Here is a 26,928-nt window from a genome sequence, read left to right on the forward strand (position 1 = left end):
ACCAATACAACCGTTTCCAGGAGGACGCCATATGCCTGATCCGATCAAGCGTGCTGAAAAAGTTTTTATTGACGAGCTGAGTTGCCAGGCGACGAGCACAGTGCAGTGGTTTCTGGAGAAGCGCAGCAAGACCCACCCGATCACCCACAACAACGAACTCGAGGTGTTTGTATGTGGTGAAAAAGCGTTTATCGATATCGCAGCACACATCAAGGCTGCAAAAAAATCAATCGATATCTGTTGTTGGGGGTTCGATCCAGGTATGGAATTGGTACGTAATGCAGGGACATGGCCGCGTGGTGAAACATATGGTGACTTACTGATTGCGGCGGGCAAAAGGCACGTGAGCGTCCGTCTGCTTGTCTGGTACAGCAAGCTTGGCAGCCCGCTTGCCATGAACATGCCCGGATATTCGCATGGTACACATCCGTGGCGCTGTATCACCGACGGTAACGAAGCTGACAGGATCGGGGCGCCCCGAAGTCTTGCTTTGGCTAAAGAAGCTTTCAAAAAACCCAAATTCACACTGTTTGCATCGGGCTCACCGCTGCGAGGCATGGGCACACCGCGGCCCGCCAACCCAGATTCGATACCATCCATCGCGCGGGAAGAATACTGCCATGGCTGGTACGAGGCGGCGTTCTCGGGCCTTTTCCAGGGGATCAAAATCCTCACCCGCCCCGGAGACGCAGCTGCGATAAAGGCGAACTTGGTCGATGAAAAATATCAACCTGATGGCCTCGACAAATGGGAGGTCGAGCGGCATGGCATGGTGTGGGTTGGCACCCACCACCAGAAAACAATTCTCATCGATTACGACTTCAATGCTGGCGCCGAAGCAGTAGGCTATGTGAAAGGCCTGAACTCGGTCACAGACTACTGGGATACCGAAGAGCATCTTCTGGAGAATCCGAAACGCGAGACCAGTGGTGCACGCGAAGTCACTGAAGCAGTTCAGGTTGATGCAGGTGCCAAGGCAGATGCCGGCTTCAAGACCTTCAAACCATATCGGGACTATGCGTGTCGCATCAAAGGTGGTGCACTTGCCAGTGTGCAAGCGAACTTTATCCGCGCCTGGGGCCGGGCTGGCGGCGATACGCGCTTTGATTACACCGAGATACCCTCTGCCCTGCAGCGCGAGGGTGCGCCAGGCGCAAATTCATCAGTCCAGATCATTCGCACCCAGCCCGATGAAAAGGACAAAACCGCCAAGGAAATGTACTTTGTCGCCACCGACGTGGCCGCAGCAGCGACCGGTTATCTCTACATCGAAAACCAGTACTTCCAATATCAGGAATGGTCGGAACGTTTGATACAGGCGCGCAAGAACGTCATGGCACGGTGGAAGGCCGCCGCAGCCAAGGGCTGCAGGACCAAGGGCGACATGCCACTACTGCACGTATTCGTCGTTATCCCCGTTCCAGAACGTGCCCAGATGGTCCCAAGAACCTATGACGCGCTTGCCGTGCTTGGCCAGCAGAGCGGCATGACTGGGCAGTCGACATTCATCGAGCAGGAAAACAAGAAAACGTACACGGGCGTGATGTGCGACGAGATGGGGAACTCGACCGGTGCCCTGTACACGAAGCCGGCGGTTGTGGAATTCGCAAATGACATCGACAAGCCGAGCGTTGATGCGCTGGAAAAGAAATACGGTCTGAAGGTAGCGGTGGCGATGCTGCAAACATCTGCGCTGGACAAAGGCCGCATGCGTTATCGCGAAATCTATATTCACTCAAAACTGCTGCTGGTGGATGACAGCTTTTTCAGTCTGGGCAGTGCTAATTTAAATCAACGCAGTATGGCAGTTGATAGTGAGATTAATTTGGCGACGAATGATGCAAACATGGCGGCTGATTTGCGAAAAAAAATTTGGGATAAATTGAGTGGAGGGACTGTTGACGGGAAGGAGGGTTCACCGGCCCAAATTGAAGCATCATTCATAGATTGGAAAAATGCTATGGATACTAACCTTGGGAAAAAAAGAATTTTCAAGCCTATGGAAGGGTTCCTATTACCACTCCAAGATAATCGTAGCGCCACACTAAGACTGGGCTAATAATGAAATTGCCTATTGCTCGTAAGCTGCTCTACTCCCTACTGACTGGACTCTTCATACTTTTCTCTTTCAAGGCATATACCATGGTGAACAACCAATATAAAACTAACCAAGACCTCCCCCGCAATGAAGAATTATCCCTTTTTAATCCCCATCGTCCAAGTTTCACTTGTGTAATTGAAGCAGATAAAGTCCCGCCAATTGATGCACAAGCCGAAAAATGGTTCCTCGAAGCGCAGACACTAGACGATCCAGACGCATGGGAAGAAGACCGCGACTACAAGAAGATCGTCCAATTGACACGTAATGCTGCGGACAGGCACCATTGGAAAGCCATGCTCAACTTGGCTACGCTTTACCTAGAGAATCGCGATCCGCCGCATGGAGAAATGGACGCGATTGCTCTGGTAGAGAAAGCGATGCATCTTGGTATTCCGGCTGCATATGACCGGATGGGCACCTACTACATGACTGGCGTCGGTGTTCCTGGCGACGCCACCAGAGCTTACGCATTCTGGCAAAGAGCAGCAGAGATGGGAAGTCCGCACGCGATGGCTTACCTCGGCGATAAACTGGCCGCGACATGGGACAGCCCCCGCGATGGATTTTGGGCGAACCTACCCGTCGCAACTAAAATGCTGGAATGTGCACTCGCTCAGGGTTATGGCCCGGCAGCCTATACGTTGGCTTTTCTTCAATCCTGGCCGTTAAAAACTGATGGAACAATTGCCGAATCTAGAACTGCGGCAACAAGATCACATGCATTACGCACTCTACACGAAGGTGTTAAATTCGGTTGCTCCAACTGCGCGCGAGGCATTTCCGGAGAGTTCCGCAACCCACAGGACTTGTCCGACATGCTCGTTCCACATCTCGATCAAGCCCGATCCGAGCGCTATGCTGTACTTTACAACGCTCTCGAGCTTAATCCACTGCTGCGCTTCCCCAACCTTGACGAGGTGCTTCCATTACCGCCCGCACCGCTCTTGCCGTGGAATGGCGATAAACAAACGCTTATTGATGCCGCGAAAGGCGTGACAAGTCGACCATCGGAAATAAAATCAAGCGCAGCCTCTCAACGGCAAGGCCGGTACTACCTTGATGCCACATATGATTTGATCCTGAGCGAAGACAAGGCAAGGGGAACCGAAGCGCCATTCGCAGGATACTGGCAAGCCACCGCGCCATCCGAGTCGGTGCAGGTGCAGACTTGGCTCAAAGACATTCCGCCAGGCCTGTATCAGCCGGGAGAGGCGTTCGACCTGCCGCGATATCCGCAAGGAATGGGGAGCAGAGCCATCCCGGAGCTAACGTGGCAGCGTTTCCTCACAGTCCGCCACGACAATGGCGTCGTCAACCCAGTCGCCGCTACCGGCATGACGCGCGAAGTCATACGCACACAACCGCAACGGTCCTGCAATGCGCTCAAGACGTGTCCAGTCACTGGCACCTGGCAACCTTGGCTTTCAATAGAACACCCACTTCATCAAATCGTCAACCAACCGTGGCGCCAGGCCTGGGTGGTCGCCGAACAACCGTTTCCGCAGTTTGTAGATGGCAGCTACCTTCCCTTCGATCCGGATCAACTGACATGGCATCTGATGGATAGCGCTGCACCAAACCTGGGTTGACCGGGAAAAGCTCCCACCTCTCAATGAGACATCGAGCTGCCGATGACATTACCTCTGCTTCGCAAGATCGCATACGGCCTGCTGACGATGGCTTTCCTGGTCTGCTCTTTCAACGCATTAAGCATCGTACGAGACCAATACAAGGCAACCCAAGCACTGCCCCGCAACGAAAAACTGCCCCTCTTCAATCCGCATCGCTCTAGTTTCACTTGCCAGATCGAAGCAACCAAGGTGCCGCCCATCGATGCACAAGCCGAATTATGGTTCCAGGAAGCCAAGTCGCTGGATGATCCAGATGCATGGGGAGAAGACCGCGACTACAAAAAAATTGTTCAGTTGACGCGTCAAGCTGCCGAACGTCATCACTGGAAAGCGATGCTCAACTTGGCCAGCCTTTATCTCGAAAATCGTGATCCACCTCGTGGCGAAGCGGAAGCGCTCGCTCTGGTCGAGCAGGCGATGCAGCTCGGCATTCCTGCAGCCTATGATCGAATGGGAACCTTTTACTTGAATAGTGTTGGCGTGGCTGGTGACGCTACCAAGGCATATGCATTTTGGCAAAAGGCGGCTGAAATGGGTAATCCGCATGCGATGGCTTATCTCGGCGACATGATGGCAGCAACATGGGATAGTCCCAGCGAGGGGTTCTGGGCAAACATTCCGGTTGCGACGAAGATGTTGGAATGCTCTCTTTCTCAGGGACATGGTTCTGCTGCTTATAGTTTGTTCTATATTCAAGCATGGCCACGTGCAAGTGATGGAAAGATTCTAGGACCGCGAACATTTAATACCAAGGCTTTAGCACTCAAGACCCTACATACCGGGGTGAAGTTTGGTTGCTCCGATTGCGCGCGAGATCTGTCCATAGAATTTCGAAAGCCGGATGACTTGGGCGACATGCTCGTTCCGCATCTCGATCAAGCCCGATCCGAGCGCTATGCCGTACTTCACGACGCCCTTGATCTTAATCCACTGCTGCGCTTTCCTAACCTTGACAAGGTGCTTCCATTACCGCCCGCACCGCTCTTGCCGTGGAATGGCGACAAACAGACTCTCATCGATGCCGCGAAAGGCGTGACAAATCGACCCTCGGAGCTAAAATCAAGCGCTGCCTCTCAACGGCAAGGCCGGTACTACCTTGATGCCACATATGATTTGATCCCGAGCGAAGACAAGGCAAGGGGAACCGAAGCTCGATTCGCAGGATACTGGCAAGCCATCGCGCCATCCGAGTCGGCGCAGGTGCAGACCTGGCTTGAAGATATTTCGCCAGGCCTGTACCAGCCGGGAGAGGCGTTCGACCTGCCGCGATATCCGCAAGGAATGGGGAGCAGAGCCATCCCGGAGCTAACGTGGCAGCGTTTCCTCACAGTCCGCCACGACCACGGCGTAGTCAACCCAGTCACCGCTACCGGCATGACGCGCGAAGTCATACGCACACAACCGCAACGGTCCTGCAATGCGCTCAAGACGTGTCCGGTCACTGGCACGTGGCAACCTTGGCTTTCAACAGAACACCCACTGCATCAAGTCGTCAACCAACCGTGGCGCCAGGCCTGGGTGGTCGGCGAGCAATTGTTTCCGCAGTTTGTAGATGGCAGCTACCTTCCCTTCGATCCGGATGAGCTGACATGGCATCTGATGGATAGCGTTGCACCAAACCTGGGTTGACCGGGAAAGCTTCCACCTCTCAACGAGACATCGAGCTGGCAATGACATTACCTCTGCTTCGCAAGATCGCATACGGCCTGCTGACGGTGGTTTTCCTGGTCTGCTCTTTCAACGCATTAAGCATTGTACGAGACCAATACAAGGCGACCCAAGCCCTGCCCCGCAACGAAAAACTGCCCCTCTTTAATCCGCACCGCTCTAGCTTCACTTGCCAGATCGAAGCAACCAAGGTGCCGTCCATCGATGCACAGGCCGAATTATGGTTCCAGGAAGCCAAGTCGCTTGACGATCCAGATGCATGGGAAGAAGACCGGGACTTTAAGAAAGTCGTCCATTTGACACGCCAGGCAGCAGAACGGCTCCATTGGAAAGCGATGCTTAACTTAGCCAGCCTTTATTTGGAAAATAGAGATCCACCTCACGGCGAATCCGAAGCACTGCTTCTGGTCGAGCAAGCAATGCAGCTTGGCGTTCCCGCCGCCTATGATCGCATGGGGACCTTTTACATGAATGGCATCGGGGTTTCCAGAGACGTGACCAAAGCCCATGCCTTCTGGCAAAAGGCAGCTGAATTGGGGAATCCGCAAGCGATGGCCTATCTGGGAGACATGATATCTGCCACATGGGATAGCCCAAACGATGGATTCTGGGCCAATATTCCTATTGCAACCAAAATGCTGGATTGCGCGCTGCTTCAAGGTTATGGCCCGGCTGCTCTTACTCTTGCCCGGCTTCGAGGATCGCCTCGTGCAACAGACGGTAAAATTTCGGGCGAGCAAACATTCGAAGACAAAGCGTTAGCCCTGCTGATTTTGCAAAAGGGTGTGAAATTTGGCTGCAATGATTGCGCGAGAAGGCTGTCAGTTCAGTTCGGGAACCCACATGACTTAGCCGATATGCTAGTTCCGCATCTCGATCAAGCCCGATCCGAGCGCTATGCCGTACTTCACGACGCCCTTGATCTCAATCCCCTGCTGCGCTTTCCTAACCTTGACAAGGTGCTTCCATTACCGCCCGTACCGCTCTTGCCGTGGAATGGCGACAAACAGACGCTCATCGATGCCGCGAAAGGCGCGACAAATCGACCATCGGAAATAAAATCAAGCGCTGCCTCTCAACGGCAAGGCCGGTACTACCTTGATGCCACATATGATTTGATCCCGAGCGAAGACAAGGCAAGGGGAACCGAAGCGCCATTTGCAGGATACTGGCAAGCCACCGCGCCATCCGAGTCGGTGCAGGTGCAGACTTGGCTCAAAGACATTCCGCCAGGCCTGTATCAGCCGGGAGAGGCGTTCGACCTGCCGCGATATCCGAAAGGAATCGGAAGCAGAGCCATCCCAGAGTTAACGTGGCAGCGTTTCCTAACAGTCCGCCACGACCATGGCGTAGTCAACCCAGTCGCCGCTACCGGCATGACGCGCGAAGTCATACGCATACAATCGCAACGGTCCTGCAATGCGCTCAAGACGTGTCCGGTCACTGGCACCTGGCAACCTTGGCTTTCAACAGAACACCCACTGCATCAAGTCGTCAACCAACCGTGGCGCCAGGTCTGGGTGGTCGCCGAGCAACCGTTTCCGCAGCTTGTAAATAGCGGCTATCTCCCCTTCGATCCGGATGAGCTGACATGGCATCTGATGGACAGCGCTGCACCGAACCTGGGTTGACCGGGAAAAGCTCTCACCTCTCAACGAGACATCGAGCTGCCAATGACATTACCTCTGCTTCGCAAGATCGCATACGGCCTGCTGACGGTGGTTTTCCTGGTCTGCTCTTTCAACGCGTTAAGCATTGTACGAAACCAATACAAGGCAACCCAAGCACTGCCCCGCAACGAAAAACTGCCCCTATTCAATCCGCATCGCTCTAGTTTCACTTGCCAGATCGAAGCAACCAAGGTGCCGCCCATCGATGCACAAGCCGAATTATGGTCCCAGGAAGCCAAGTCGCTGGACGATCCAGATGCATGGGGAGAAGACCGCGACTACAAGAAAATTGTTCAGTTGACGCGTCAAGCTGCGGAACGTCATCACTGGAAAGCGATGCTCAACTTGGCCAGCCATTATCTCGAAAATCGTGATCCACCTCGTGGCGAAGCGGAAGCGCTCGCTCTGGTCGAGCAGGCGATGCAGCTCGGCATTCCTGCAGCCTATGATCGAATGGGCACCTTTTACTTGAATAGTGTTGGCGTGGCTGGTGACGTTACCAAGGCATATTCATTCTGGCAAAAGGCGGCCGAGATGGGTAATCCACAGGCAATGGCCTATCTCGGCAATATGACCTCCGCAACATGGGATAGCCCGATCGATGGATTCTGGGCCAACATCCCGGTTGCGACCAAGATGCTGGAGTGTGCGTTGCTTCAAGGCTATGGCCCTGCTGCATATAAATTAGCAAACCTTCGAGGAAAACCACGTGCACCAAATGGTAAAATCTCAGGGCCACGAACAGCGGAGACTAAAGCGCTAGCATTAACAACTTTGCACGGCGGAGTAAGCCTCGGCTGCTCGGATTGCGCGCGAAGTCTGTCCGTCGAGTTCCGAAACCCACACGACTTGGCCGATATGCTCGTTCCACATCTCGATGAAGCCCGATCCGAGCGCTATGCTGTACTCCACAACGCTCTCGAGCTTAATCCCTTGCTGCGCTTTCCCAACCTCGACAAGGTACTTCCCTTACCACCCGCACCGCTCTCGCCGTGGAATGGCGACAAACAGACGCTCATTGATACTGCAAAAGGCGTGACAAGTCGACCATCAGAGCCAAAATCAAGCGCTACCCCTCAACGGTAAGGCCAGCACTACCTTGATGTCGCATATGACTTGATCACGAGCGAAGACAAAGCAAGGTAAACCAAAGGGTCATTCGCAGGAAACCAACCCGGAAAAGCCTTCGACCTGCCGCGATGTCCGCAACGAATGAGGAGCAGAGCCATCCACTCGCTCTTTCGAGGAAGTGACCGCCATGTTGCAAGACCTTGCCCAATCGTGGCGGCACCGGGCAAGAACCCGATTTCAGATTCTCACTTTGCACACCATAAGGAGCAGTTATGAAACACATGGGCCGCGGCGTCATTCGCCTCAATGATATGACCGATCATGGCGGAAAGGTCATCGCCGTGTCTTCTGGAACCATTGTCATGGGAGTCGAGGCGGCGCTGTCCGCCGACATGACTTTTTGCCCAAAATGCAAAGGTAATTTCGCGATCAAACCTGACGGCAGCGGCGCGCGGCACAAAGGCAAACCATATGCATACGATGGTGACTCAACAGCGTGCGGTGCTCATTTGATAGCGTCCATAAAATAGGCACGTTGGCGGTCAACAAAAGCTGAAGACGTTTATTTGCCAGCACTGAAAGTGCATCGACGCGCGCAAGGACTGGATGTCAGGCTGTCGATCTTGCGCTGCCCTGAACAAGATTCAAATTAAGACAGCAACATCGACAAATACGCCAACAAGAAGCTGGGCAGGAATCTACCCGCCTTGGTATTGGGCGGCCTTGATAATCTTCATCTGCCGCAGCCTGGCCAGCACCTTACCCACCCCATCATCAACCGATGCAGCAGCACTATCAACAACCACCTCAGGCGCCTGAGGCGCCTCATACGGCGATGAAATCCCCGTAAACTCCGCCAACTGCCCTGCCCGTGCCCGCCGGTACAACCCTTTCGGATCGCGCGCCTCGCACACCGCCAGCGGGCAGCGGCAATACACTTCGATGAACTGCGGCGCCGGCACCAGCGCGCGCACGCGGGCGCGGTCTGCGCGCATGGGCGAAATGGCCGAGACGATCACGATCTGGCCGGCCTGACAGAACAGGTGCGCCACTTCACCGATGCGGCGAATGTTTTCAGAACGTTCAGGGAGAGAAAAACCGAGATCGGCGCACAGGCCGCTCCGAACCTTGTCGCCATCGAGCGCGAATACCTGGCAGCCCAGGTCGAACAGCATGCGTTGAAGTGCGTCGGCCAGCGTGGTCTTGCCAGCGCCGGACAGGCCGGTGATCCAGACCACGGCGCCGCCGTGGCCGGCCCGCTGGCGCCGTTCCTCGTCGCGAATGGACAGGGACGGCGCCAGGGGTGTCATCGCGGTTTAGACGACGATGGTTTGCGCTTCGCCGTCGGCGCGGGCGCGGATTTCGCCGATGCGATACACGGTCTCGCCAGCCGCTTCGAGCTGGGCGAAGGCGGCGTCGGCGTTCTCTTTCGAGACGATGACGGTCATGCCGATGCCGCAGTTGAACACGCGGTGCATTTCGGCGTCAGCCACGCCGCCGTGCTGCTGCAGCCACTGGAACAGCGGCGGCATCGTCCACGACGAACCATCCAGCACGGCCGTCAGGTGATCCTGCAGCACGCGCGGGATATTCTCGACCAGGCCGCCGCCGGTGATGTGGACCAGGCCCTTGACTTCCATCGATGCCATCAGCGCCAGCAGTGGCTTGACGTACAGGCGGGTTGGCGCCATCAGCACGTCGGCCAGCTTGCGGCCGTGGAAGTCGCCGTCGAGGTCAGGCTTGGCCACTTCGATGATCTTGCGCACCAGCGAGTAACCGTTGGAGTGGATGCCCGACGAGGCCAGGCCCAGCACCACGTCGCCCGGCACGATCTTGCTGCCGTCGATGATCTGCGACTTTTCGACGGCGCCGACGGCGAAGCCGGCCAGGTCGTATTCGCCGTCCGGGTACATGCCCGGCATTTCGGCGGTTTCGCCGCCCAGCAGCGCGCAGCCCGACTGTTCGCAGCCCAGGGCGATGCCCTTGACCACGGCGGTGGCGGTGGCCACGTCCAGCTTGCCGCAGGCGAAGTAGTCGAGGAAGAACAGCGGCTCGGCGCCCTGGACCAGAATGTCGTTGACGCTCATGGCCACCAGGTCGATGCCGACCGTGTCGTGGCGATTCAGCTCGAACGCCAGGCGCAGCTTGGTGCCCACGCCGTCGGTTCCCGAGACCAGGACCGGCTCCTTGAACTTCTTGCTGATTTCGAACAGACCGCCGAAGCCGCCGATCCCGCCCAGTACGCCCTCACGCATGGTGCGCTTGGCAAGTGGCTTGATCGCTTCGACCAGCGCGTCGCCGGCATCGATATCAACACCCGCATCGCGGTAGGAGAGAGAAACATTAGATGGTTGGTTCATGGTATTTGGCAGCGGAGGCGGTAAAATAGGAGGCGACCGGCGAAACTGGTCAATCCACTATTTTAGCAAAACGGCTTCCCCTGTATTCCTTTTATAGGCCGATCACTGCCGTTTAACGTACATAACAACGAAAACTTATCCTTACTGGCATGCCCATTCCTCCATCTTCCGGCATGAATCGGCCCTCGCGATGAAACAGCTGGTGCTCGATTTAGGCGCCGAACCGGCCCAGAGCCTCGACACCTTCCAGGTCGGGGCCAATGCCGAGCTGACGCACCTGATGCACCTGTTCGCCGAGCGCAGCTCGCGCGAGCATTTCGCCTATCTGTGGGGCGACACCGGCGCCGGCAAGACCCACCTGCTGCACGGCCTTGCCGCCAGTCCGGGCGCGCGCTACATCCCGTTCGATGCGCCGGCCAGCCAGTTCGTGCATGCCGCCGGCACCACGCTGTACCTGCTTGACGACTGCCATCGCCTCAGTGCCCGGCGCCAGATCGATGCGTTTGCGCTGTTCAACCAGATCCGCGAACACGGCGCCTACATGGTCTGCACCGGCCCGGTGCCGCCAGCGGTGCTGCAGGTGCGCGAAGACCTGCGCACGCGCATGGGTTGGGGCCTGGTGTACCAGATCCACGGCCTGTCCGACGACCAGAAGATCGAAGCGCTGACGCACGCCGCCGAGGCGCGCGGTTTGACGCTGTCGGCCAGCGTGTTACCCTATTTGTTGTCTCATTTCAAACGCGACATGCGTTCCCTGTCGACGATGCTCGATGCGCTTGACCAGTATTCGCTTGAAACCCAGCGCCCGGTCACGCTGCCGCTGCTGCGCGACCTGCTGTTGCAAGAAAACCTGCCGCTCGAATCCAAAGAATGAAAAACCTCGCCCTGTTTGACCTCGACCACACGCTGCTGCCGATCGATTCCGATCACGAATGGGGCGAATTTCTGGCGCGGGTCGGCGCGGTCGATGGCGACGCCTACCGCGCCCGCAACGATGCCTTCTTCGCCCAGTACAATGCCGGCGTGCTGGATCCGGTCGAGTACCTCGAATTTGCACTTGGCACCCTGGCGGCGTTTCCGCGCGCGGAACTCGACGCACTGTATGCGCGCTATATGCGCGAAGTGATCGAGCCGGCCATCACGCCGCAGGCCATCCAGCTCGTGCGCGATCACCAGGAAGCCGGCGACCTGGTGGCGATCATCACCGCCACCAACCACTTCATCACGGCGCCGATCGCGGCGGCCTTCGGCGTCGAGCACCACATCGCCGCGATGCCCGAATTCGACGCGGCCGGCATGCTCACCGGGCGCCTGGCCGGCACGCCGACATCGGGCCCCGGCAAGGTCGTTCACATGCACGCCTGGCTCGAACGCCTGGGGCAGCCGTTCGACAGCTTCGGGCGCAGCTACTTCTACAGCGATTCGCACAACGACATCCCGCTGCTGTCGATCGTGTCCCATCCGGTCGCCACCAATCCCGGCAAGGCGCTCGCAAGCCACGCGCGCGAACAGGGCTGGCCAACCATCCAACTATTCAATGATTAAAACCTTCATCCGTAAAATCCTGGGTGTGAAAGACCAGCGCGACCCGACCGAGCCGGTCATCCTCGGCCCCGACGAACATTTGATCGACCCGCGCAGCGTGTCGTCCAACGCGATCCGCGTGACGCAGGCGCTGCAGGAAGCCGGCTATCAGGCCTTCGTCGTCGGCGGCGCCGTGCGCGACATGCTGCTGGGCGTCAAACCCAAGGACTTCGACATCGCCACCGACGCCACGCCCGAACAGGTGAAAAAACTGTTCCGGCGCGCCTTCATCATCGGCCGGCGCTTCCAGATCGTGCACGTGATGTTCGGCCAGGACCTGCTCGAGGTGACCACCTTCCGCGGCAATGGCAGCGACAACGCGCCGAAGGACGAACATGGCCGTGTCCTGCGCGACAACAGCTTCGGCCCGCAGCACGAAGACGCGGCGCGCCGCGACTTCACCATCAACGCGCTGTACTACGACCCGGCCAGCCAGCAGGTGCTCGATTACCACGGCGGCATGGAAGACATCCGCAACAAGCTGCTGCGCATCATCGGCGTGCCCGAAGAACGCTATCGCGAAGACCCGGTGCGCATGCTGCGCGTCGTGCGCTTCGCGGCCAAGCTGGGCTTCTCGATCGAGCAGGCCACGCTGGCGCCGATCCCTGTCATGGCGCCGCTGATCGACAACGTGCCGGCTGCGCGCGTGTTCGACGAGATGCTCAAGCTGCTCATGTCGGGCCACGCGCTGGCGTGCCTGCAGCAACTGCGCTCAGCCGGCCTGCACCACGGCCTGCTGCCGCTGCTGGACGTCGTGCTCGAGCAGCCGATCGGCATGAAGTTCGTCACGTTGGCACTCGAATCCACCGACAACCGCATCAAGGCCGGCAAGGGTGTCTCGCCGGGCTTCCTGTTTGCGTCGCTGCTGTGGCACCAGGTACTCGAAAAGTGGACGGCGTATGTCGCCGGCGGCGAGTCGCCGATCCCTGCCCTGCACCTGGCGGCGGACGACGTGCTCGAAACACAGACCGAGAACCTGGCGCTGCAACGCCGCATCGCCACCGACATGCGCGACATCTGGGCCATGCAGCCGCGCTTCGAGCGCCGCGCCGGCCGCGCGCCGTACAAGCTGCTCGAACACCCGCGCTTCCGCGCCGGCTACGACTTTCTGCTGCTGCGCTGCGAATCGGGTGAACTCGACATGGAGATCGGCGACTGGTGGACCGATTTCTATGCCGCCGAAGGCGGTGACCGCGAGCGCCTGGTCGAAGTGGCTGTCTCGCGCGAGCGCGAAGGTGGCCCGGCCAAGAAGCGCCGGCCACGCCGCGCGCCGCGCAAGAGCGGCGGCGAAGGCGATGCGGGCGACACCATGCGCGCGCCGGACCCTGACGATGGCCTGACCGCCGAAGACCGGGCCCGCGACGCCGCCTATGCGGCGCACGAAGAAGCCAAGTACCGGGCCATGCGCGGCAAATGATCGCCTATATCGGCATCGGTGCGAACCTGGGCGACGCGCGTGGCAATGTGCTCGACGCGCTCGCGCGCCTGGCGCGCATGGACGGCGGCATGCTGGTGCACACGTCCAGCATGTACCGCACCGCCCCGATCGACTCGAGCGGCGACGATTACATCAATGCCGTGGCCTGCCTGGATACGTCGCTTGGCGCGCACGAACTGCTGGCGGCGCTGCAAGCGATCGAACAGGCCCATGGCCGCGAGCGCCCGTACCACAACGCCCCGCGCACGCTCGACCTCGACCTGCTGCTGTACGGTGATGAGACGATCGCCACCGATACCCTGAGCGTGCCGCATCCACGCATGCACGAACGCGCGTTCGTGATCGCGCCGCTGCTGGAAATCGCGCCGGACATCGTGATCCCGGGCCACGGCGCTGCACGCGACTTCGCGCAACTGGTGGCCGGCCAGACGATCGCCAGACTCGACTGATACCTGTACGCCAGACGCGGCGTGCCGGTCATGGCCTTGAGGCCACGGCGCCCACTTTCATGAAATACCAGGAGCTTTTGTGACGCTGCTGCATACACTGACCCATCCCGGCGTCTCGCTCGAAGGCACCATCTTCGAACGGCAGGCCGTGCGCGCCATCATCCTGCGTGGCCGCGACATTCTGCTGCTGTATACCCGCCGTTACGATGACTACAGCTTCCCGGGTGGCGGGCTGGATGCGGGAGAAGACCCGATCGACGGCCTGCGCCGCGAACTGCTGGAAGAAACGGGCGCCGCCAACGTTACCGTCGAGGGTTATGTCGGCTATCTCGACGAGCATCGCCCGCCGCTGAAAAGTGGCTACGACGTGCTGTTCATGCGCTCGCACTTCTATCGCTGCCACGTTGACGGCGAATTGGGCGAGACCTCGCCCGAAGCGTACGAGGTGGCCAACGGCATGGTGCCGCGCTGGATCGATATCGATACCGCCATCGAACACAACGAGCGGATACTCGGCACCAAGCCGGCGCACATGGGGCTGTCGATCGCGCGTGAAACGTGGATGCTCAGGTACGCGCTGGCCATGCTGGCGGCAGACGCTGCTGTGGGCGAACAATAAAGTTCGACACAAGATCTGCTATAAGTCGAACGATGTCGACATGCTGGGCATGCAGATAAAGTTTGACGCAACCTGCTGGTTACTTCGCCCTATTCGACCGGTTGAATCCAAGGCCGATGGCAGCCGTTCATTTCAAGCATAGCAGGTCGCCAGGAGCGGAAAGTCGCAGACTGTCATGGAGGACCGGATGCGCCCCGAAGCGGACATGCCAAGCTCTATGAGCACTATGCTTTGACGAGCTTCTCAAGCTTGATTTCTTCCGCCCCGAATCCCTGCAACCATTCGGTCGTACCGTCCTTGTCGCTGCATTCCAACTCGTACCCCGGTGGATTTTCGTAAATCTCGATGACCCATGCGACGTCACCAACCTGCGGCTTGCGAATGTCACCGGCGCCCAAGTCAGAACGGACGGGCTGCCGTAACTCCGTGATCCTGACAGCGTCATAGAGCTTGATTGTCGGATCTAGCATCCATTCTCCCGGCAAATCTTTGTCTCGACACGAACGATTGCGTTTGGCCGGTTTCTGCCCTCCAGGTGTACGGCAGCTCCCGACTCAAAGCAGACGGCATCACACACGCTCAATCTGGTTGCGCAGGACCGTAAAGGTTGTATCGCCAGTTGTCGATTCGATACCCCATGGATTGGTAGTGCTGACGCGGGCCAGTGGCCGCCCTCGCTCATCAATCCATTCGTCTTCAACCACGCAAGCGATACAACCTGGCTGAGGATAGGCGCTGTCGAGCGACAGGTTTGCAGTAGTTACGACAGGAACTTTCTCAACGAAACGATGTGAGCAGTCGTCAGAGTCAAGCAAGATGCACTCCACGAAACCGGGAAAGTGGTCGTCAACGAATCGCTCAATCGTCACTGGAAGTACGTCCATTACGTCCCTTTAGAGTCGTTATGCATGTCCGCTTCTGGCCGAATTCGGTCGGTCGAGCCAGCATAGCAGGTTGCCCGTTGAAAATTCGGCGGTGGCCGCGACAGGCCGGTACCGACCCACTGCGGACGTTCGCGGACTGTAACGAAAAGCCGGACCCGACCCGAGGCAGACCTTGACCCATCCGTAATCGGAGCTGGCCTAATTCCCAAGAGCGTCTGACCAGGCGTGGAACGCGGAGAGCAGGATCTCCTTTTCAGTTTCATATATGTTACCGGTGTGAGAAATCGTTGCACGCTTCGCAAGTGCTTTTAGATCCCGCATGATCTCAAATAGCCCAAGTATTGCAGGGTCATCCCAATCCGGTCCCCCTCTATAGTCCAAGGTGATAGAAGTTTCCCAAACGAAGACACCTAAGTCGGGAATTGGTGCGCCACTCGCGGACCGTAGCCCGCCAAACACGACGTGGAACGGCTCGGCCTCGCCCGTAAGAACGGCAAGTGCAGGATTTTCACCAAAACTAATCACACATTCTTCGCTTCTACTGCGTGACCAGTAATAAGCGGACCTTGACACCAAATGAGTAGCACGGCCTTGAATAATGGCGTATGCATCACCGACAACCGGCTTCTGCCCGAAATCGAAATCGATGTCAGGAAGGTCGCCGTCACGGATACAAAGAATTTGACGTACGGTTTCGAAACTCATCTGTGATTCCATCGGATGATGACCGATTCAACGATGCTGCCAACGCCAGGTGCCTGACGTATTCACGTTTTCTTGAACGACTGCTTCTGGCCGATCTCGGCCCTTCAGACCAGCATAGCAGCCCATCAAGGCCGCAAAATTGCAGACTGGCATAAAGGACCGGTTCCGACCGATTGTGGACCTTCGCTATCTTAGTTTTGAACCGTCTGGATTGATTGCCTGCTCATCGCGACGCGTAGGATAGTAGATCTTCTTGTGCTCACGCTCGTAAAAGAGGATGCCGTGAATGCCCATTGCTTCGCGCTTGGGGACACGGCGTTTCCAGATCGCTGTGAAGGCTGCATTTAAGGCTTCCGATGGCTGGTTTTGATAGACCTCATCGATAAAGGCTACGTCTGTGCCGTCTGGGAAGATAAGGGCGAATTCTTCATCAGCTGCAGCAAAGATGTCATAGACTGCGTTATCGGCGCCATCAAAAATCTGAATATTCTTCACGTTCCATCCTTTCCGCTTTTGGCCGAAGGCGGAAGTTCGCCAAAGCATGTCCGCCCTCGCCTCTTGTGTCGAACTTTATCGTTCGCCCGCAGCTGCGCCAGACTAAAATCGATGTCGTTCAAATTTTCCCGATCTGCCGGTCAATCGCCTTGAGCGCACGCTCGTTACGCTCGCTATAACGGTCGGTCAGATAGTCGCTGCGGCCCCGGGTCAGCAGCGTGAACTTGACCAGCTCCTCCATCACATCCACCACGCGGTCGTAATACGCCGAGGGCCGCATCCGGCCTTCGTCATCGAATTCCTTGTACGCCATCGGTACCGACGACTGGTTCGGAATCGTGATCATGCGCATCCAGCGCCCTAGCAGGCGCAGCGTGTTGACGACGTTGAACGATTGCGACCCGCCGCAGACCTGCATCACGGCCAGCGTCCGGCCCTGGCTCGGGCGCACAGCGCCCTGCTCCAGCGGGATCCAGTCGATCTGGTTCTTCATCACGCCCGTCACCGTGCCATGGCGTTCGGGGCTGCACCAGACCTGGCCTTCCGACCACAGGCACAACGCGCGCAGCTCGACCACTTTCGGGTGCGTCTCCGGCACGCTGCCCACCATCGGCAAGGTCATCGGATCGAATATTTTTACCTCGGCGCCGAAGTGCTCGAGGATGCGCGCAGCCTCGAAGGTGAGAAAGCGGCTGAACGAGCGTTCGCGCAGTGAACCGTACAGCAGCAGGATGCGCGGCGGATGATTCATGTCGCCCACCGGCTCGAGCTTGTCGACGGTCGGCATGTCCAGCAGCTCGGGCCGGATATTTGGCAGGTTCGGGATGGTGTCGTTCATGGCGGGTAGCCTTTCTTAGCTCAGGCGCAGCGCAAGCGCGCACAGGGTAACGAACAGGACCGGCAGCGTCAGCACGATACCCACCCGGAAGTAGTAGCCCCACGAGATCCGGATATCCTTCGCCGCCAGCACATGCAGCCACAGCAGGGTGGCCAGGCTGCCGATCGGCGTGATTTTCGGGCCGAGGTCCGCGCCGATGACGTTCGCGTACACCATGGCCTCACGCACCACGCCGCTGGTCGTGGTGGCGTCGATGGCCAAAAGGCCCACCAGCACCGACGGCAGATTGTTCATGATCGAGGACAGGATCGCCGTGATGAAGCCGGTGCCAAGCGCGGCGCCCCAGACACCGTATTGCGCGCACCAGTTCAACAGCTCAGTCAGATACACCGTCAGCCCTGCATTCCTCAGGCCATACACGACCAGATACATGCCGAGCGAAAAGATCACGATCTGCCACGGCGCATCGCGCAGCACGGCGCGGGTCGAGATGCGGTGCCCGCGCGCGGCCACCGCCAGCAGGAGTGCTGCGCCGGCCGCGGCCACGGCGCTGATCGGTACGCCCATGTCGTCAAGCCAGAAGAAACCGACCAGCAGGATCCCCAGCACCCACCAGCCGGTGATGAACGTTGCCCGGTCATGGATGGCGTCGCCTGGATGCTTCAATTGCGCCATGTCGTAGTCCGCCGGGATGTCCTTGCGGAAGAACCAGATGAGCGCGCCAAGTGTTGCCGCCACCGCGACCAGATTGACCGGCACCATCACCGACGCGTAGCGGGCGAAGCTGATGCCGAAATAGTCGGCCGAGACGATGTTGACGAGGTTCGACACGACCAGCGGCAGGCTGGCCGTATCGGCGATGAAGCCGGCCGCCATGACGAAGGCCAGCGTGGCCTTGGGCGTGAAGCGCAGCGCCAGCAGCATTGCGATCACGATCGGCGTCAGGATCAGCGCTGCGCCATCGTTGGCAAACAGGGCCGACACCGCGGCGCCCAGCAGCACGAGCAGGATGAACAGCCGCAGGCCATTGCCCTTGCCCCAGCGCGCAACGTGCAGGGCCGCCCATTCGAAGAAGCCCGCCTTGTCCAGCAGCAGGCTGATGATGATGATGGCGACGAATGCACCCGTCGCATTCCAGACGATGGCCCACACCACCGGGATGTCGGCAACGTGAATGACACCGGTCAGCAGCGCGACCGCAGCGCCGGCCGTGGCGCTCCAGCCGATGCCCAGTCCCCGGGGCTGCCAGATGACCAAAACGAGTGTTGCGAGAAAAATCAGTGATGCGATCAGCACAAAGGGTCCTAGTGAACAGGTCAATCAAATACAGCGTCGGCAGTCCCGGATGCCGCTCAGGGCAACAGGGTGCCGATGCGGTCGAGCTCGGCCTTGAACCGGTTGCGGTCAGCTTGCAATTCCTCCAGCGGCAGCGCCAGGAAGGCATGCGTGCGGGCCAGGATGATGGCATAAGTACGCTCGAACGCCGCTTCGATTTGTTCGTCGGTACCGACGACGTGACCTGGATCGTCCAGGCCCCAGTGCGTCCGCAGCACCGGGCCGAGGTAGGCAGGACAGGTCTCCCCAGCGGCGCTGCCACAGACGGTCACGACGATATCGGGCGTGACCGGCAAGTCGTCCCACGACTTGCTGTAGTAGCCCTCGGTCGAGATGCCCTTGCGGTGCAGGAGCGCGACGGCGCGCGGATGCAGCGTGCCCGTCGGCTGGCTGCCTGCACTGATTGCCTGCCACCCCTCGGGCGCCAGATGGTTGAACGTGCCCTCGCTGAGGACGGAGCGGCACGAATTGCCGGTGCAGAGAAAGAGAATGTTCATAAGATGGTTGGTCTGGTTAAAGGTCATGTGCAGCGTCAGTGCGGCTTGCAGGCATCGCCCGTGGCCGCGTCGCACGGAACGCCGCCGCAGCAGTTCTCGGTCAGAAAGCCGACCAAGCCATTCATCGTCGCGATGTTGGCTGAATAGATCACGAAGCGCCCGTCCTGTCGTGACGACAGCAAGTCTGCGTGCGACAGTTCTTTCAGATGAAACGACAGCGCCGAAGGCTGCACATCGAGGTGCTCGGCAATCCGGCTGGCAGCCAGCCCGGCCGGACCCACCTGGACCAGCAGCCGGAAAATCGCAAGGCGGCTCCCCTGCGACAAGGCTGACAGGGCGGCAAGTGTGGCTTTGGTATCCATGGCGTTCCCGATTGATGCATTACAAGATATGAGAATGATAGACGAACGGTACAACAATTCAAAGAATATTGAAGTATTTTGACGGCTTGATGACATGGGGGTGGCCGTGTCAGGAAAGGCAGGCTGCAGTAGAATGCGCGCTGACTGCAGCTTCGCAGGCGCCGCATTACACTAGGCGCCAGGACGTATCGTTTTAAAGGATTTCTTCATGAGTGGTTATTTGCAGGGTAACGAGATGACGGCTGGCGCAGGTGCACCTACGCCAGCCGCTGTGCCCGCGCCCGCGGCCCCCGTACCGGCAACGCCGAAAGCCGTCACCGTGCCATCGCTGCTGGCCATGCGCGCAGCCGGCAACAAGATCGCGATGCTGACCTGCTACGACGCCAGCTTCGCGTCGCTGATGGACCGCTGCGGCGTCGAGATCCTGCTGATCGGCGATTCGCTCGGCATGGTCTGCGCCGGTCACGATTCGACGCTGCCGGTGACGGTGGCCGACATGGTCTATCACACGGCCTCGGTCGCACGCGGCAACGAGCACGCACTGGTGCTGGCCGACATGCCATTCGGCGCCTACGGCAACCCGCAGCAAGCCTATGACAGCGCCGTGCAACTGATGCGCGCCGGCGCGCAGATGATCAAGATCGAAGGCGGCGCCTGGCTGGCCGATACCGTGCGCCTGCTGGTCGAACGAGGCATTCCGGTGTGCGCGCACATTGGCTTGACGCCGCAGTTCGTGCACCAGCTGGGTGGTTTCCGCGTGCAGGGCAAGACCGACGCGGGCGCCGACAGCCTCAAGAACGATGCGCTGGCGCTGCAGGCGGCCGGCGCGGCGCTGATCCTGATCGAAGCGGTGCCCGCAGCGCTGGGCAAGGAAGTTACCGAGCTGCTGTCGGTGCCGACGATCGGCATCGGCGCCGGTCCCGATTGCTCGGGCCAGGTGCTGGTGATGCACGATCTGCTGGGCGTGTTCCCAGGCCGCAAAGCGCGCTTCGTGAAGAACTTCATGGATGGCCAGACCAGCATCGACGCGGCCGTCACGAGCTACGTCGCAGCTGTGAAGGATGGCAGCTTCCCGGCTGCCGAGCACTGCTTCTGATCGTGATAACGCCCTAGCGCCGGATCACACGGGCGCTCAGGGCGATCACGAGGCCCGACAACGACAGCGCGCCCAGTGCCACCATGATGCTCGAGTGCATGGCGACCCAGCCCAGCACTGGCGGCGCCAGCAGCAATCCACCGTAGCCCAGCGTGGCCACCGCTGCCACGCCATTCCCGGCGCTCATACCGGGGATGCGCGCGGCGGCCCCGAACAGCAGCGGCACCACGTTCGCCGCGCCCAGTCCCACCAGCGCAAAACCGACCGCCGACAGCACGAAGTGCGTGCTGGCCACTGCCAGCGCCAGCCCGGCGAACATCGCCAGGCCGCCAACGACCATGATGCGCAGCGCGCCGAAGCGCACGATCAGCCGGTCGCCGGCGAAGCGGCACGCCGCCATCGCAATCGAAAACGCCGAGAAGCCCAGCGCCGCCGATGCCGGCGTGGCGCCAGTGCGTTCTTCCATCAGCAAGGCACTCCAGTCGACCAGCGCTCCTTCCACCGCAAAGCACAGCAGCGCCAACAGGCCCAGGCTCAATGCCGCGCCGCGCGGCAGCGAGAAGTGACTGCCCGCGCCATGCGTGGCTGCAAAGCCCATCACGCGCGGCGCGGACAGCGCCAGCACGACCGCCGTGACCACGCCGACCATCAGCGCGCCCTGCCCATGTCCCAGGCCCTGCCCGACCAGCAGCCCGCCAATGCCGGCGCCAAACAGGCCACCGAGGCTGAAGAAGCCATGGAACGACGACATCGTCGGCAAGCCGCGCGCGGTTTCGACTTCGCTCGCGTTGGCGTTCATCGCGACGTCCAGCGCACCGTTGCTGACGCCGAACAGGAACGCGGCGATGAACAGCAGCGGCAGACTCGGCGCGCCCATGATCAGGGGCGTCATCGCCGCAAACGCAAAGCCCGACAGCAGCACCATGCGGCGCGTGCCCCAGCGCCCGGTCAGGCCGCCCATCAGCGGCATCGCCAGCAACGCGCCGCCGGCGACGGTCAGCAGCACCATGCTCAGCATGCCGGTGTCGATCCCCATGCGCGCCTGCACGGTCGGCACGTGCGCGGCCCACAGGCCGATGCCTGCGCCATTAAGAAGAAACACGGTGGAGATGGCCCAGCGCGCCGCGTCGATGCTGCGTCGGTCGAGGGTAGATGCGTGGGTCATGCGATACCTTTCTGGTTCAGTACGGCTACTTCAGTACAGCTACTGTAGTGAGGCGTGCAATCCCTGGCAAGGGTGCCGGCATCATCACCTCGTAGCCACGTTCTTGCAGTTCGCGCAGGATTCCCGCATTTCGGCGCAAGACCCGCCGCAACCCAGCCGTTCTGCGCGATACTCGACAGATGACCACGACCAAGTCTTCCTCACTGTCACCGATGTGGCGCCTGTACATCGCTGCCTGGCTGAGCTACATGCTGGTGATTGCGCTGGTAATGCAGGCCGACACCCTGCTGGCGGGCCGCCTCGACCCATCCCTCTTCTGGCGAGCCTTTGTGAGCATTGCGCCATCGGCTGCGATGCTGGCCCTGCTCTGGCCGCTCAGTGGCCGGTTCGAACGGCGCGCCGTGCCCGGTGTGCAGCGCTTCGTCATCCATGTCTTGGCGGCAGTGGCATTTGCCACCTATGCGCACACGGTGCTGGTGGTGACGCAGAACCCGCCACCCCATCCGCTGTCCTGGCACCTGTGGCCCTTCCTGTACAACATGATGAGCTACGCGGTGGTGGCCGGCGTGTTTCACCTGGTGCGCGCCAACGCCGCGACCCAGCGCCAGGCCCTCGCCACGCAACAGGCGCAGACGCTGCTGGTGGCGAGCGAACTGGGCGCGCTGCGCAGCAAGCTCAATCCGCACTTCCTGTTCAATACGCTGCACTCGATCATCGCCCTCACCGGGCGCAATCCGGAGGCGGCCGAGACGGCGCTGTTCCAGTTTTCGAACATGCTGCGCTACGTGCTCGACACCGAGCGCGCCGGCATCGACCGCGTCACGCTGGACGCCGAACTCGATTTCGTGCGCGACTACCTGGAGCTGGAAAGCCTGCGCCTGGGCGAGCGCCTGCGGGTCGAGTGGGATCTCGACCCCGACCTGGGCGATTGCCTCGTGCCGGCCCTGAGCCTGCAGCCGCTGGTCGAGAACAGCATCAAGCACGCGTTCAATCCGTTCACCCGCCATGGCGTCCTGCGCATCGAGAGCCGGCGCGAACCCGCGACCGGCCTGCTGCGCGTGACGGTCCGTGACGATGGCCCTGGCGCCGCAGCGGCCACGATCGAGGCCTCGCCCGGCCTGGGCATCCGCACCATCGGCCGGCGCCTGGACCTCGACTACGCCGGCCGCGCCGCGCTGCGCATCGACTCCCAACCCGGCGCCGGCTTTGCCGCCTGCGTCACCGTGCCCACAACGCCATGACCATGAAGACCGTATTTTTCGCCGAAGACGAACCGCTCGCACGCGACGTGCTGCGCGACGCCATCTACGCCCACCCGGGCCTGCGGCTGGTGGGCGAAGCCGCCGATGGCGCGAGCGCGCTGGCGCGCATCGGGGCGCTGCGGCCCGACGTCGTGTTCATGGATATCCAGATGCCCGAGATGACGGGCCTCGAGGTGCTGCGCCAGCTCGACTACCTGCCGCAGATCGTCTTCACCACCGCTTATGATCACTATGCGGTGGCAGCGTTCGAACTGCACGCCGTCGACTACCTGCTCAAGCCATTCACGCGGGCGCGCTTTGCCGACAGCGTGGCGCGCCTGCTCGATGGCGCGCGGTCCGAACGCGCCGCCGTCGAAGATGCGCTGGTGCGCGCCAGTGCGGGGCCGGCGCCGCTCGATCGCATCCTCGTGCGCGATCGCGGCCGCATCTTTCCGCTCGCTGCGCACGAGATCGAATACATGAAGGCCGATTCGAAGTACACCGTGATCGCCGCGCGCGGCCAGCATTTCCTGGTGCGCATCGGGATGTCGGAACTCGAAGCGCAGCTCGATCCACGCCGTTTCATCCGCGTGCACCGCTCGGCGCTGGTGAACCTGGACTTCGTCGAATCGATGCGCGCGGACGACCAGTCGCAGCTGCAGATCTTCATGCGCGACGGGACCTGCATCGGCGCCAACCGTGAGGCTTCCCGACTGTTGCGCGAGATGGCAATTTAGGCCGCCGGCCAGGTTTCGGATTTATAATCGCGGAATTTTCCGCTCATAAATTTCCTGGCCTCGGAGCACCTACTGCATGAACCTCACTTTGATCACCTTCGTCGTGCTTTATCTGCTCGGCACGCTGGCTCTCGGCATGTGGGCGGGCACGCGGATCAAGAACACCAGCGACTTTGCCGTCGCCGGGCGCAGCCTGCCGCTGGTCATGGTGATCACCACCACGTTTGCGACCTGGTTCGGCGCCGAAACCGTGATGGGCATCCCGGCCAAGTTCGTTCAGGGCGGCCTGAACGCCGTGATCGAAGATCCGTTCGGGGCTGGCATGTGCCTGGTGCTGGTGGGCCTGTTCTTCGCCACCAAGCTGTATAAACTCAACCTGCTCACGATCGGTGATTACTACCGCCAGCGCTACGGCAAGGGCATCGAGATCTTCTGCTCGGTCGCGATCATCATGAGTTATCTCGGCTGGGTGGCCGCGCAGATCACCGCACTGGGCCTGGTGTTTTCGGTCCTGACGGCCGGCGCGATGTCGCCGGCTGCCGGCATGATCGTGGGCACGCTGACGGTGCTGATCTATGTGGTCGTGGGTGGTTTCCTGGCCGTGGCGATCACGGACTTCATCCAGATGATCGTGCTGGTCGTGGGCATGAGCGTGATTGCCTGGTTCGCGGCCGACCTGGCCGGCGGTGCCGGTAACGTGATGGCGATGGCGCAGAACGCCGACCTGTGGCGCGTGTGGCCCGAACCGAGCTTTACCGACATCATGTTCTTCATTGCCGCGGCCGTGACGATGATGTTCGGCTCGATCCCGCAGCAGGACGTGTTCCAGCGCGTGATGTCAGCCAAGGACGCCCCGACCGCGCGCACCGGCGCCGTGATCGGCGGCGTGAGCTACATCCTGTTCGCGTTTGTCCCGATGTTCATCGTGGCCGCTGCCGTGGTGGTGATGGGCAGCCAGGCGCTCGAGATCGCGCAGAACGACTACCAGCGCCTGCTGCCCACGTTCGTGATGACCAAGATGCCGCTGGTGATGCAGATCCTGTTCTTCGGCGCCCTGCTCTCGGCAATCAAGAGCACGTCGTCGGCTACGCTGCTGGCGCCGTCGACGAGTTTTGTCGAGAACATCCTCAAGAACATCCGGCCCGGCATGACCGACCGCCAGCAGCTGCTGGCGATGCGCGTCACGATCGTGATCTTCGCCACGCTTGTGCTGTTGTATGCAATCGCGATGGAAGGTACGTCGATTTACGAGCTGGTCTCGAGCGCGTATCAGGTGCCGCTGGTGGGCGCGTTTGTGCCGCTGGTGATGGGGCTGTACTGGAAGCGCGCGACGACCCAAGGTGCGATCCTGTCGATCGCGGGCGGCTTGATGACGTGGGTGCTGTTCTTCGAGCAGGTCACGGGGTGGGGCGTGCAATTCCCGGGGCAGCTGGCCGGGTTGATCATGGCGTTCGTCGGCATGGTCGTCGGGTCGCTGGCGCCGCAGGTGCTGGTCAATCGACGCGAAGTGGCGGCGTAAGCCGTGGTTGAACGCGTGGACGGCTCCGCCGTCCACGCGTTCAACCAGTCATCCGATCAAACGTGCAGCAACAAATGCTCGCGTTCCCAAGGACTGATCACCCGCATGAACTCCTGATGTTCCAGGTCCTTGACGGCCGTGTAGACGTCAATGAAACGCTCGCCCAGCACGTCGCGCAGGCGGTCTTCGCGGCGCAGCACCGTGATCGCCTCGGACAGCCCTTGCGGCAGGTCCACCGGCATGTCGTAAGCACTGCCTTCCACCATCGCTGATGGCTCGATCGCTTCGACCATCCCCAGGTAGCCGCAGGCCAGCGTGATCGCCAGCGCCAGGTACGGGTTGGCGTCGGCGCCGATCACGCGGTTCTCCACGCGGCGGTCCTGCGAACCCGACACCGGCACCCGGATACCCACGGTGCGGTTATCGATTCCCCACTGCAGATTGATCGGCGCAGCCGTGTGGCGCACGATGCGGCGGTACGAGTTCACGTACGGCGCGACGATCGCCATCGCCGACGGCATGTAGCGCTGCAGGCCGCCGATATAGTGGTGGAACAGCTCGGACGGCGCGCCGTCTTCGGTGCTGAAGATGTTCTTGCCCGTTTCGCCATCGATCACGCTCTGGTGCACGTGCATTGCCGAACCCGGCTCGTTGGCCATCGGCTTGGCCATGAAGGTCGCGTACATGTCGTGCTTGAGCGCTGCTTCGCGCAGCGTGCGCTTGAAGTAGAACACCTTGTCGGCCAGGCCCAGCGGCTCGCCATGCTGGAAGTTGATTTCCATCTGGCCGGCGCCGATCTCGTGGATCAGCGTGTCGACGTCGAGGTTCATCAGCTCACAGTAATCGTAGATGTCCTCGAACAGCGGATCGAACTCATTGACCGCGTCGATGCTGTAGACCTGGCGGCTCGTTTCGGCGCGGCCGCTGCGGCCGATCGGCGGCACCAGCGGCAGGTCGGGATCGATGTTCTTGGCCGTGAGGTAAAACTCGAGTTCCGGCGCCACCAGTGGCTTCCAGCCGCGCTGCTCGTACAGCTTGAGCACGCGGCGCAGCACGCTGCGCGGCGCGAAGTCGACCAGGCGGCCGTCGGCGTAATAGCAGTCGTGGATCACTTGCGCGGTCGGGTCGACAGCCCACGGCACCATCGTGATGGTGGTGGGGTCGGCCTTGAGGATCATGTCGCGGTCGATGCTCGAGATGGCGCGCTCGTAGGCGTCGTCGCGTTCCGGCGTATTGCCGGTCACGGTCATGCCCAGCACGACTTCGGGCAGGCGCATGCCACGGTCGTCCGTGAACTTCACGCGCGGCAGGATCTTGCCACGTGCAACGCCGGTCAGATCGGGCACCAGGCATTCGATTTCGGTGACCCGCTTTGCATCGAGCCACTCGTCCATATCGGTATAACTGAAATTTTCACGTATTGCCATCATTGCCTCATATCGGTAATCGATTGCGCGCCCGCT

27 protein-coding genes are annotated in these 26,928 nt (G+C 60.3%); 15 read left to right on the top strand and 12 right to left on the bottom strand.

Going from position 1 to position 26,928, the window contains the following annotated elements:
• The first annotated feature begins 31 nt into the window (after window positions 1–31).
• From AC56LY_RS17720 to AC56LY_RS17745, 6 genes are all read left to right on the top strand, one after another.
• Complete coding sequence (locus AC56LY_RS17720) at window positions 32–2,059, top strand: phospholipase D-like domain-containing protein (RefSeq protein ID WP_499581651.1); 2,028 nt, start codon at window positions 32–34, stop codon at window positions 2,057–2,059.
• 83 nt (window positions 2,060–2,142) lie between these two features.
• A complete protein-coding gene (locus AC56LY_RS17725) occupies window positions 2,143–3,690 on the top strand; it encodes a tetratricopeptide repeat protein (protein WP_499581652.1) in 1,548 nt (515 codons plus the stop codon).
• Between the two features lie 42 nt (window positions 3,691–3,732).
• Window positions 3,733–5,361: a tetratricopeptide repeat protein gene (locus tag AC56LY_RS17730; protein ID WP_499581654.1), complete on the top strand. Its 1,629-nt coding sequence runs from the start codon at window positions 3,733–3,735 to the stop codon at window positions 5,359–5,361.
• Window positions 5,362–5,402: 41 nt separating this feature from the next.
• Window positions 5,403–7,031, top strand: a complete 1,629-nt coding sequence (locus tag AC56LY_RS17735) for a tetratricopeptide repeat protein (RefSeq protein ID WP_499581655.1) — start codon at window positions 5,403–5,405, stop codon at window positions 7,029–7,031.
• Between the two features lie 42 nt (window positions 7,032–7,073).
• Window positions 7,074–8,156, top strand: a complete 1,083-nt coding sequence (locus AC56LY_RS17740) for a tetratricopeptide repeat protein (protein ID WP_499581657.1) — start codon at window positions 7,074–7,076, stop codon at window positions 8,154–8,156.
• Between the two features lie 257 nt (window positions 8,157–8,413).
• Window positions 8,414–8,671, top strand: a complete 258-nt coding sequence (locus tag AC56LY_RS17745) for a PAAR domain-containing protein (RefSeq protein WP_499455791.1) — start codon at window positions 8,414–8,416, stop codon at window positions 8,669–8,671.
• Window positions 8,672–8,839: 168 nt separating this feature from the next.
• Here the strand turns inward: AC56LY_RS17745 and cysC are convergent, their stop codons facing one another.
• Both cysC and purM read right to left on the bottom strand, forming a co-directional pair.
• Window positions 8,840–9,451, bottom strand: a complete 612-nt coding sequence (cysC, locus tag AC56LY_RS17750; RefSeq protein WP_499581658.1) for an adenylyl-sulfate kinase — start codon at window positions 9,449–9,451, stop codon at window positions 8,840–8,842.
• A 6-nt stretch (window positions 9,452–9,457) separates the two neighbouring features.
• The gene (purM, locus tag AC56LY_RS17755; protein WP_258835832.1) at window positions 9,458–10,501 is read right to left on the bottom strand and encodes a phosphoribosylformylglycinamidine cyclo-ligase; all 1,044 of its coding nucleotides are present in this window, start codon (window positions 10,499–10,501) and stop codon (window positions 9,458–9,460) included.
• 190 nt (window positions 10,502–10,691) lie between these two features.
• Between purM and hda the strand changes: the two genes are divergently transcribed.
• From hda to AC56LY_RS17780, 5 genes are all read left to right on the top strand, one after another.
• Window positions 10,692–11,375 (top strand): DnaA regulatory inactivator Hda, encoded by a 684-nt coding sequence (gene hda, locus AC56LY_RS17760; RefSeq protein WP_332532771.1) that lies wholly within the window; start codon window positions 10,692–10,694, stop codon window positions 11,373–11,375.
• Window positions 11,372–12,046: an HAD family hydrolase gene (locus tag AC56LY_RS17765; RefSeq protein ID WP_499581660.1), complete on the top strand. Its 675-nt coding sequence runs from the start codon at window positions 11,372–11,374 to the stop codon at window positions 12,044–12,046. The genes hda and AC56LY_RS17765 overlap by 4 nt, the downstream gene beginning before the upstream one ends.
• The gene (pcnB, locus tag AC56LY_RS17770; RefSeq protein ID WP_499581661.1) at window positions 12,039–13,502 is read left to right on the top strand and encodes a polynucleotide adenylyltransferase PcnB; all 1,464 of its coding nucleotides are present in this window, start codon (window positions 12,039–12,041) and stop codon (window positions 13,500–13,502) included. The genes AC56LY_RS17765 and pcnB overlap by 8 nt, the downstream gene beginning before the upstream one ends.
• A complete protein-coding gene (folK, locus tag AC56LY_RS17775; RefSeq protein WP_499581663.1) occupies window positions 13,499–13,972 on the top strand; it encodes a 2-amino-4-hydroxy-6-hydroxymethyldihydropteridine diphosphokinase in 474 nt (157 codons plus the stop codon). Before pcnB ends, folK begins: the two co-directional genes overlap by 4 nt.
• A 79-nt stretch (window positions 13,973–14,051) precedes the next feature.
• Complete coding sequence (locus AC56LY_RS17780; RefSeq protein WP_499581665.1) at window positions 14,052–14,591, top strand: NUDIX hydrolase; 540 nt, start codon at window positions 14,052–14,054, stop codon at window positions 14,589–14,591.
• A gap of 224 nt (window positions 14,592–14,815) precedes the next feature.
• On the opposite strand, the gene AC56LY_RS17785 is transcribed toward AC56LY_RS17780, so the two are convergent.
• From AC56LY_RS17785 to AC56LY_RS17820, 8 genes are all read right to left on the bottom strand, one after another.
• A complete protein-coding gene (locus tag AC56LY_RS17785; protein WP_499581666.1) occupies window positions 14,816–15,061 on the bottom strand; it encodes a hypothetical protein in 246 nt (81 codons plus the stop codon).
• A 99-nt stretch (window positions 15,062–15,160) separates the two neighbouring features.
• Window positions 15,161–15,475 carry a hypothetical protein gene (locus tag AC56LY_RS17790; RefSeq protein WP_499581668.1) on the bottom strand — a complete coding sequence of 105 codons (315 nt, stop codon included), beginning with the start codon at window positions 15,473–15,475 and terminating at the stop codon, window positions 15,161–15,163.
• A 198-nt stretch (window positions 15,476–15,673) separates the two neighbouring features.
• Window positions 15,674–16,180: a hypothetical protein gene (locus AC56LY_RS17795; RefSeq protein ID WP_499581670.1), complete on the bottom strand. Its 507-nt coding sequence runs from the start codon at window positions 16,178–16,180 to the stop codon at window positions 15,674–15,676.
• 186 nt (window positions 16,181–16,366) lie between these two features.
• Window positions 16,367–16,675, bottom strand: a complete 309-nt coding sequence (locus AC56LY_RS17800) for a DUF8220 family protein (protein ID WP_499581672.1) — start codon at window positions 16,673–16,675, stop codon at window positions 16,367–16,369.
• Between the two features lie 118 nt (window positions 16,676–16,793).
• Window positions 16,794–17,513, bottom strand: a complete 720-nt coding sequence (gene arsH, locus AC56LY_RS17805) for an arsenical resistance protein ArsH (protein ID WP_499569381.1) — start codon at window positions 17,511–17,513, stop codon at window positions 16,794–16,796.
• A gap of 15 nt (window positions 17,514–17,528) precedes the next feature.
• The gene (locus tag AC56LY_RS17810) at window positions 17,529–18,809 is read right to left on the bottom strand and encodes an arsenic transporter (protein ID WP_499581674.1); all 1,281 of its coding nucleotides are present in this window, start codon (window positions 18,807–18,809) and stop codon (window positions 17,529–17,531) included.
• Between the two features lie 56 nt (window positions 18,810–18,865).
• On the bottom strand, window positions 18,866–19,345 hold the full coding sequence (locus AC56LY_RS17815) for an arsenate reductase ArsC (RefSeq protein WP_499581676.1): 480 nt from the start codon (window positions 19,343–19,345) through the stop codon (window positions 18,866–18,868).
• A gap of 35 nt (window positions 19,346–19,380) precedes the next feature.
• On the bottom strand, window positions 19,381–19,707 hold the full coding sequence (locus tag AC56LY_RS17820) for an ArsR/SmtB family transcription factor (RefSeq protein ID WP_499456810.1): 327 nt from the start codon (window positions 19,705–19,707) through the stop codon (window positions 19,381–19,383).
• 208 nt (window positions 19,708–19,915) lie between these two features.
• Between AC56LY_RS17820 and panB the strand changes: the two genes are divergently transcribed.
• Entirely contained in the window at window positions 19,916–20,803 is an 888-nt protein-coding gene (gene panB / locus AC56LY_RS17825; protein ID WP_499581678.1) for a 3-methyl-2-oxobutanoate hydroxymethyltransferase, read from the top strand.
• Window positions 20,804–20,816: 13 nt separating this feature from the next.
• On the opposite strand, the gene AC56LY_RS17830 is transcribed toward panB, so the two are convergent.
• On the bottom strand, window positions 20,817–21,968 hold the full coding sequence (locus tag AC56LY_RS17830; RefSeq protein WP_499581680.1) for an MFS transporter: 1,152 nt from the start codon (window positions 21,966–21,968) through the stop codon (window positions 20,817–20,819).
• A 179-nt stretch (window positions 21,969–22,147) separates the two neighbouring features.
• Between AC56LY_RS17830 and AC56LY_RS17835 the strand changes: the two genes are divergently transcribed.
• From AC56LY_RS17835 to AC56LY_RS17845, 3 genes are all read left to right on the top strand, one after another.
• Window positions 22,148–23,209 carry a sensor histidine kinase gene (locus AC56LY_RS17835; RefSeq protein WP_499581682.1) on the top strand — a complete coding sequence of 354 codons (1,062 nt, stop codon included), beginning with the start codon at window positions 22,148–22,150 and terminating at the stop codon, window positions 23,207–23,209.
• Between the two features lie 2 nt (window positions 23,210–23,211).
• Window positions 23,212–23,946, top strand: coding sequence for a LytR/AlgR family response regulator transcription factor (locus AC56LY_RS17840; protein WP_499581684.1), 735 nt, complete (start codon window positions 23,212–23,214; stop codon window positions 23,944–23,946).
• Between the two features lie 76 nt (window positions 23,947–24,022).
• Window positions 24,023–25,465, top strand: a complete 1,443-nt coding sequence (locus tag AC56LY_RS17845) for a high affinity choline transporter 1 (protein WP_499581686.1) — start codon at window positions 24,023–24,025, stop codon at window positions 25,463–25,465.
• Between the two features lie 56 nt (window positions 25,466–25,521).
• Here AC56LY_RS17845 and AC56LY_RS17850 read toward each other — a convergent pair whose 3' ends face one another.
• Window positions 25,522–26,892, bottom strand: a complete 1,371-nt coding sequence (locus tag AC56LY_RS17850) for a glutamine synthetase family protein (RefSeq protein ID WP_183556091.1) — start codon at window positions 26,890–26,892, stop codon at window positions 25,522–25,524.
• Window positions 26,893–26,928 lie beyond the last annotated feature (36 nt).

The organism is Telluria sp. ZT3P25, assembly GCF_059685895.1.

Excerpts from the sequence above, each read along its gene's own strand:
- AC56LY_RS17830 (WP_499581680.1), bottom strand. The coding sequence starts at position 21,968 with ATGACCCACGCATCTACCCTCGACCGACGCAGCATCGACGCGGCGCGC.
- pcnB (WP_499581661.1), top strand. The coding sequence starts at position 12,039 with ATGATTAAAACCTTCATCCGTAAAATCCTGGGTGTGAAAGACCAGCGC.
- AC56LY_RS17845 (WP_499581686.1), top strand. The coding sequence starts at position 24,023 with ATGAACCTCACTTTGATCACCTTCGTCGTGCTTTATCTGCTCGGCACG.
- folK (WP_499581663.1), top strand. The coding sequence starts at position 13,499 with ATGATCGCCTATATCGGCATCGGTGCGAACCTGGGCGACGCGCGTGGC.
- AC56LY_RS17835 (WP_499581682.1), top strand. The coding sequence starts at position 22,148 with ATGACCACGACCAAGTCTTCCTCACTGTCACCGATGTGGCGCCTGTAC.
- AC56LY_RS17790 (WP_499581668.1), bottom strand. The coding sequence starts at position 15,475 with ATGGACGTACTTCCAGTGACGATTGAGCGATTCGTTGACGACCACTTT.
- AC56LY_RS17795 (WP_499581670.1), bottom strand. The coding sequence starts at position 16,180 with ATGAGTTTCGAAACCGTACGTCAAATTCTTTGTATCCGTGACGGCGAC.
- AC56LY_RS17745 (WP_499455791.1), top strand. The coding sequence starts at position 8,414 with ATGAAACACATGGGCCGCGGCGTCATTCGCCTCAATGATATGACCGAT.
- hda (WP_332532771.1), top strand. The coding sequence starts at position 10,692 with ATGAAACAGCTGGTGCTCGATTTAGGCGCCGAACCGGCCCAGAGCCTC.
- AC56LY_RS17730 (WP_499581654.1), top strand. The coding sequence starts at position 3,733 with ATGACATTACCTCTGCTTCGCAAGATCGCATACGGCCTGCTGACGATG.
- purM (WP_258835832.1), bottom strand. The coding sequence starts at position 10,501 with ATGAACCAACCATCTAATGTTTCTCTCTCCTACCGCGATGCGGGTGTT.
- arsH (WP_499569381.1), bottom strand. The coding sequence starts at position 17,513 with ATGAACGACACCATCCCGAACCTGCCAAATATCCGGCCCGAGCTGCTG.
- cysC (WP_499581658.1), bottom strand. The coding sequence starts at position 9,451 with ATGACACCCCTGGCGCCGTCCCTGTCCATTCGCGACGAGGAACGGCGC.
- panB (WP_499581678.1), top strand. The coding sequence starts at position 19,916 with ATGAGTGGTTATTTGCAGGGTAACGAGATGACGGCTGGCGCAGGTGCA.
- AC56LY_RS17820 (WP_499456810.1), bottom strand. The coding sequence starts at position 19,707 with ATGGATACCAAAGCCACACTTGCCGCCCTGTCAGCCTTGTCGCAGGGG.
- AC56LY_RS17735 (WP_499581655.1), top strand. The coding sequence starts at position 5,403 with ATGACATTACCTCTGCTTCGCAAGATCGCATACGGCCTGCTGACGGTG.
- AC56LY_RS17850 (WP_183556091.1), bottom strand. The coding sequence starts at position 26,892 with ATGGCAATACGTGAAAATTTCAGTTATACCGATATGGACGAGTGGCTC.
- AC56LY_RS17785 (WP_499581666.1), bottom strand. The coding sequence starts at position 15,061 with ATGCTAGATCCGACAATCAAGCTCTATGACGCTGTCAGGATCACGGAG.
- AC56LY_RS17765 (WP_499581660.1), top strand. The coding sequence starts at position 11,372 with ATGAAAAACCTCGCCCTGTTTGACCTCGACCACACGCTGCTGCCGATC.
- AC56LY_RS17815 (WP_499581676.1), bottom strand. The coding sequence starts at position 19,345 with ATGAACATTCTCTTTCTCTGCACCGGCAATTCGTGCCGCTCCGTCCTC.
- AC56LY_RS17840 (WP_499581684.1), top strand. The coding sequence starts at position 23,212 with ATGAAGACCGTATTTTTCGCCGAAGACGAACCGCTCGCACGCGACGTG.
- AC56LY_RS17740 (WP_499581657.1), top strand. The coding sequence starts at position 7,074 with ATGACATTACCTCTGCTTCGCAAGATCGCATACGGCCTGCTGACGGTG.
- AC56LY_RS17725 (WP_499581652.1), top strand. The coding sequence starts at position 2,143 with ATGGTGAACAACCAATATAAAACTAACCAAGACCTCCCCCGCAATGAA.
- AC56LY_RS17720 (WP_499581651.1), top strand. The coding sequence starts at position 32 with ATGCCTGATCCGATCAAGCGTGCTGAAAAAGTTTTTATTGACGAGCTG.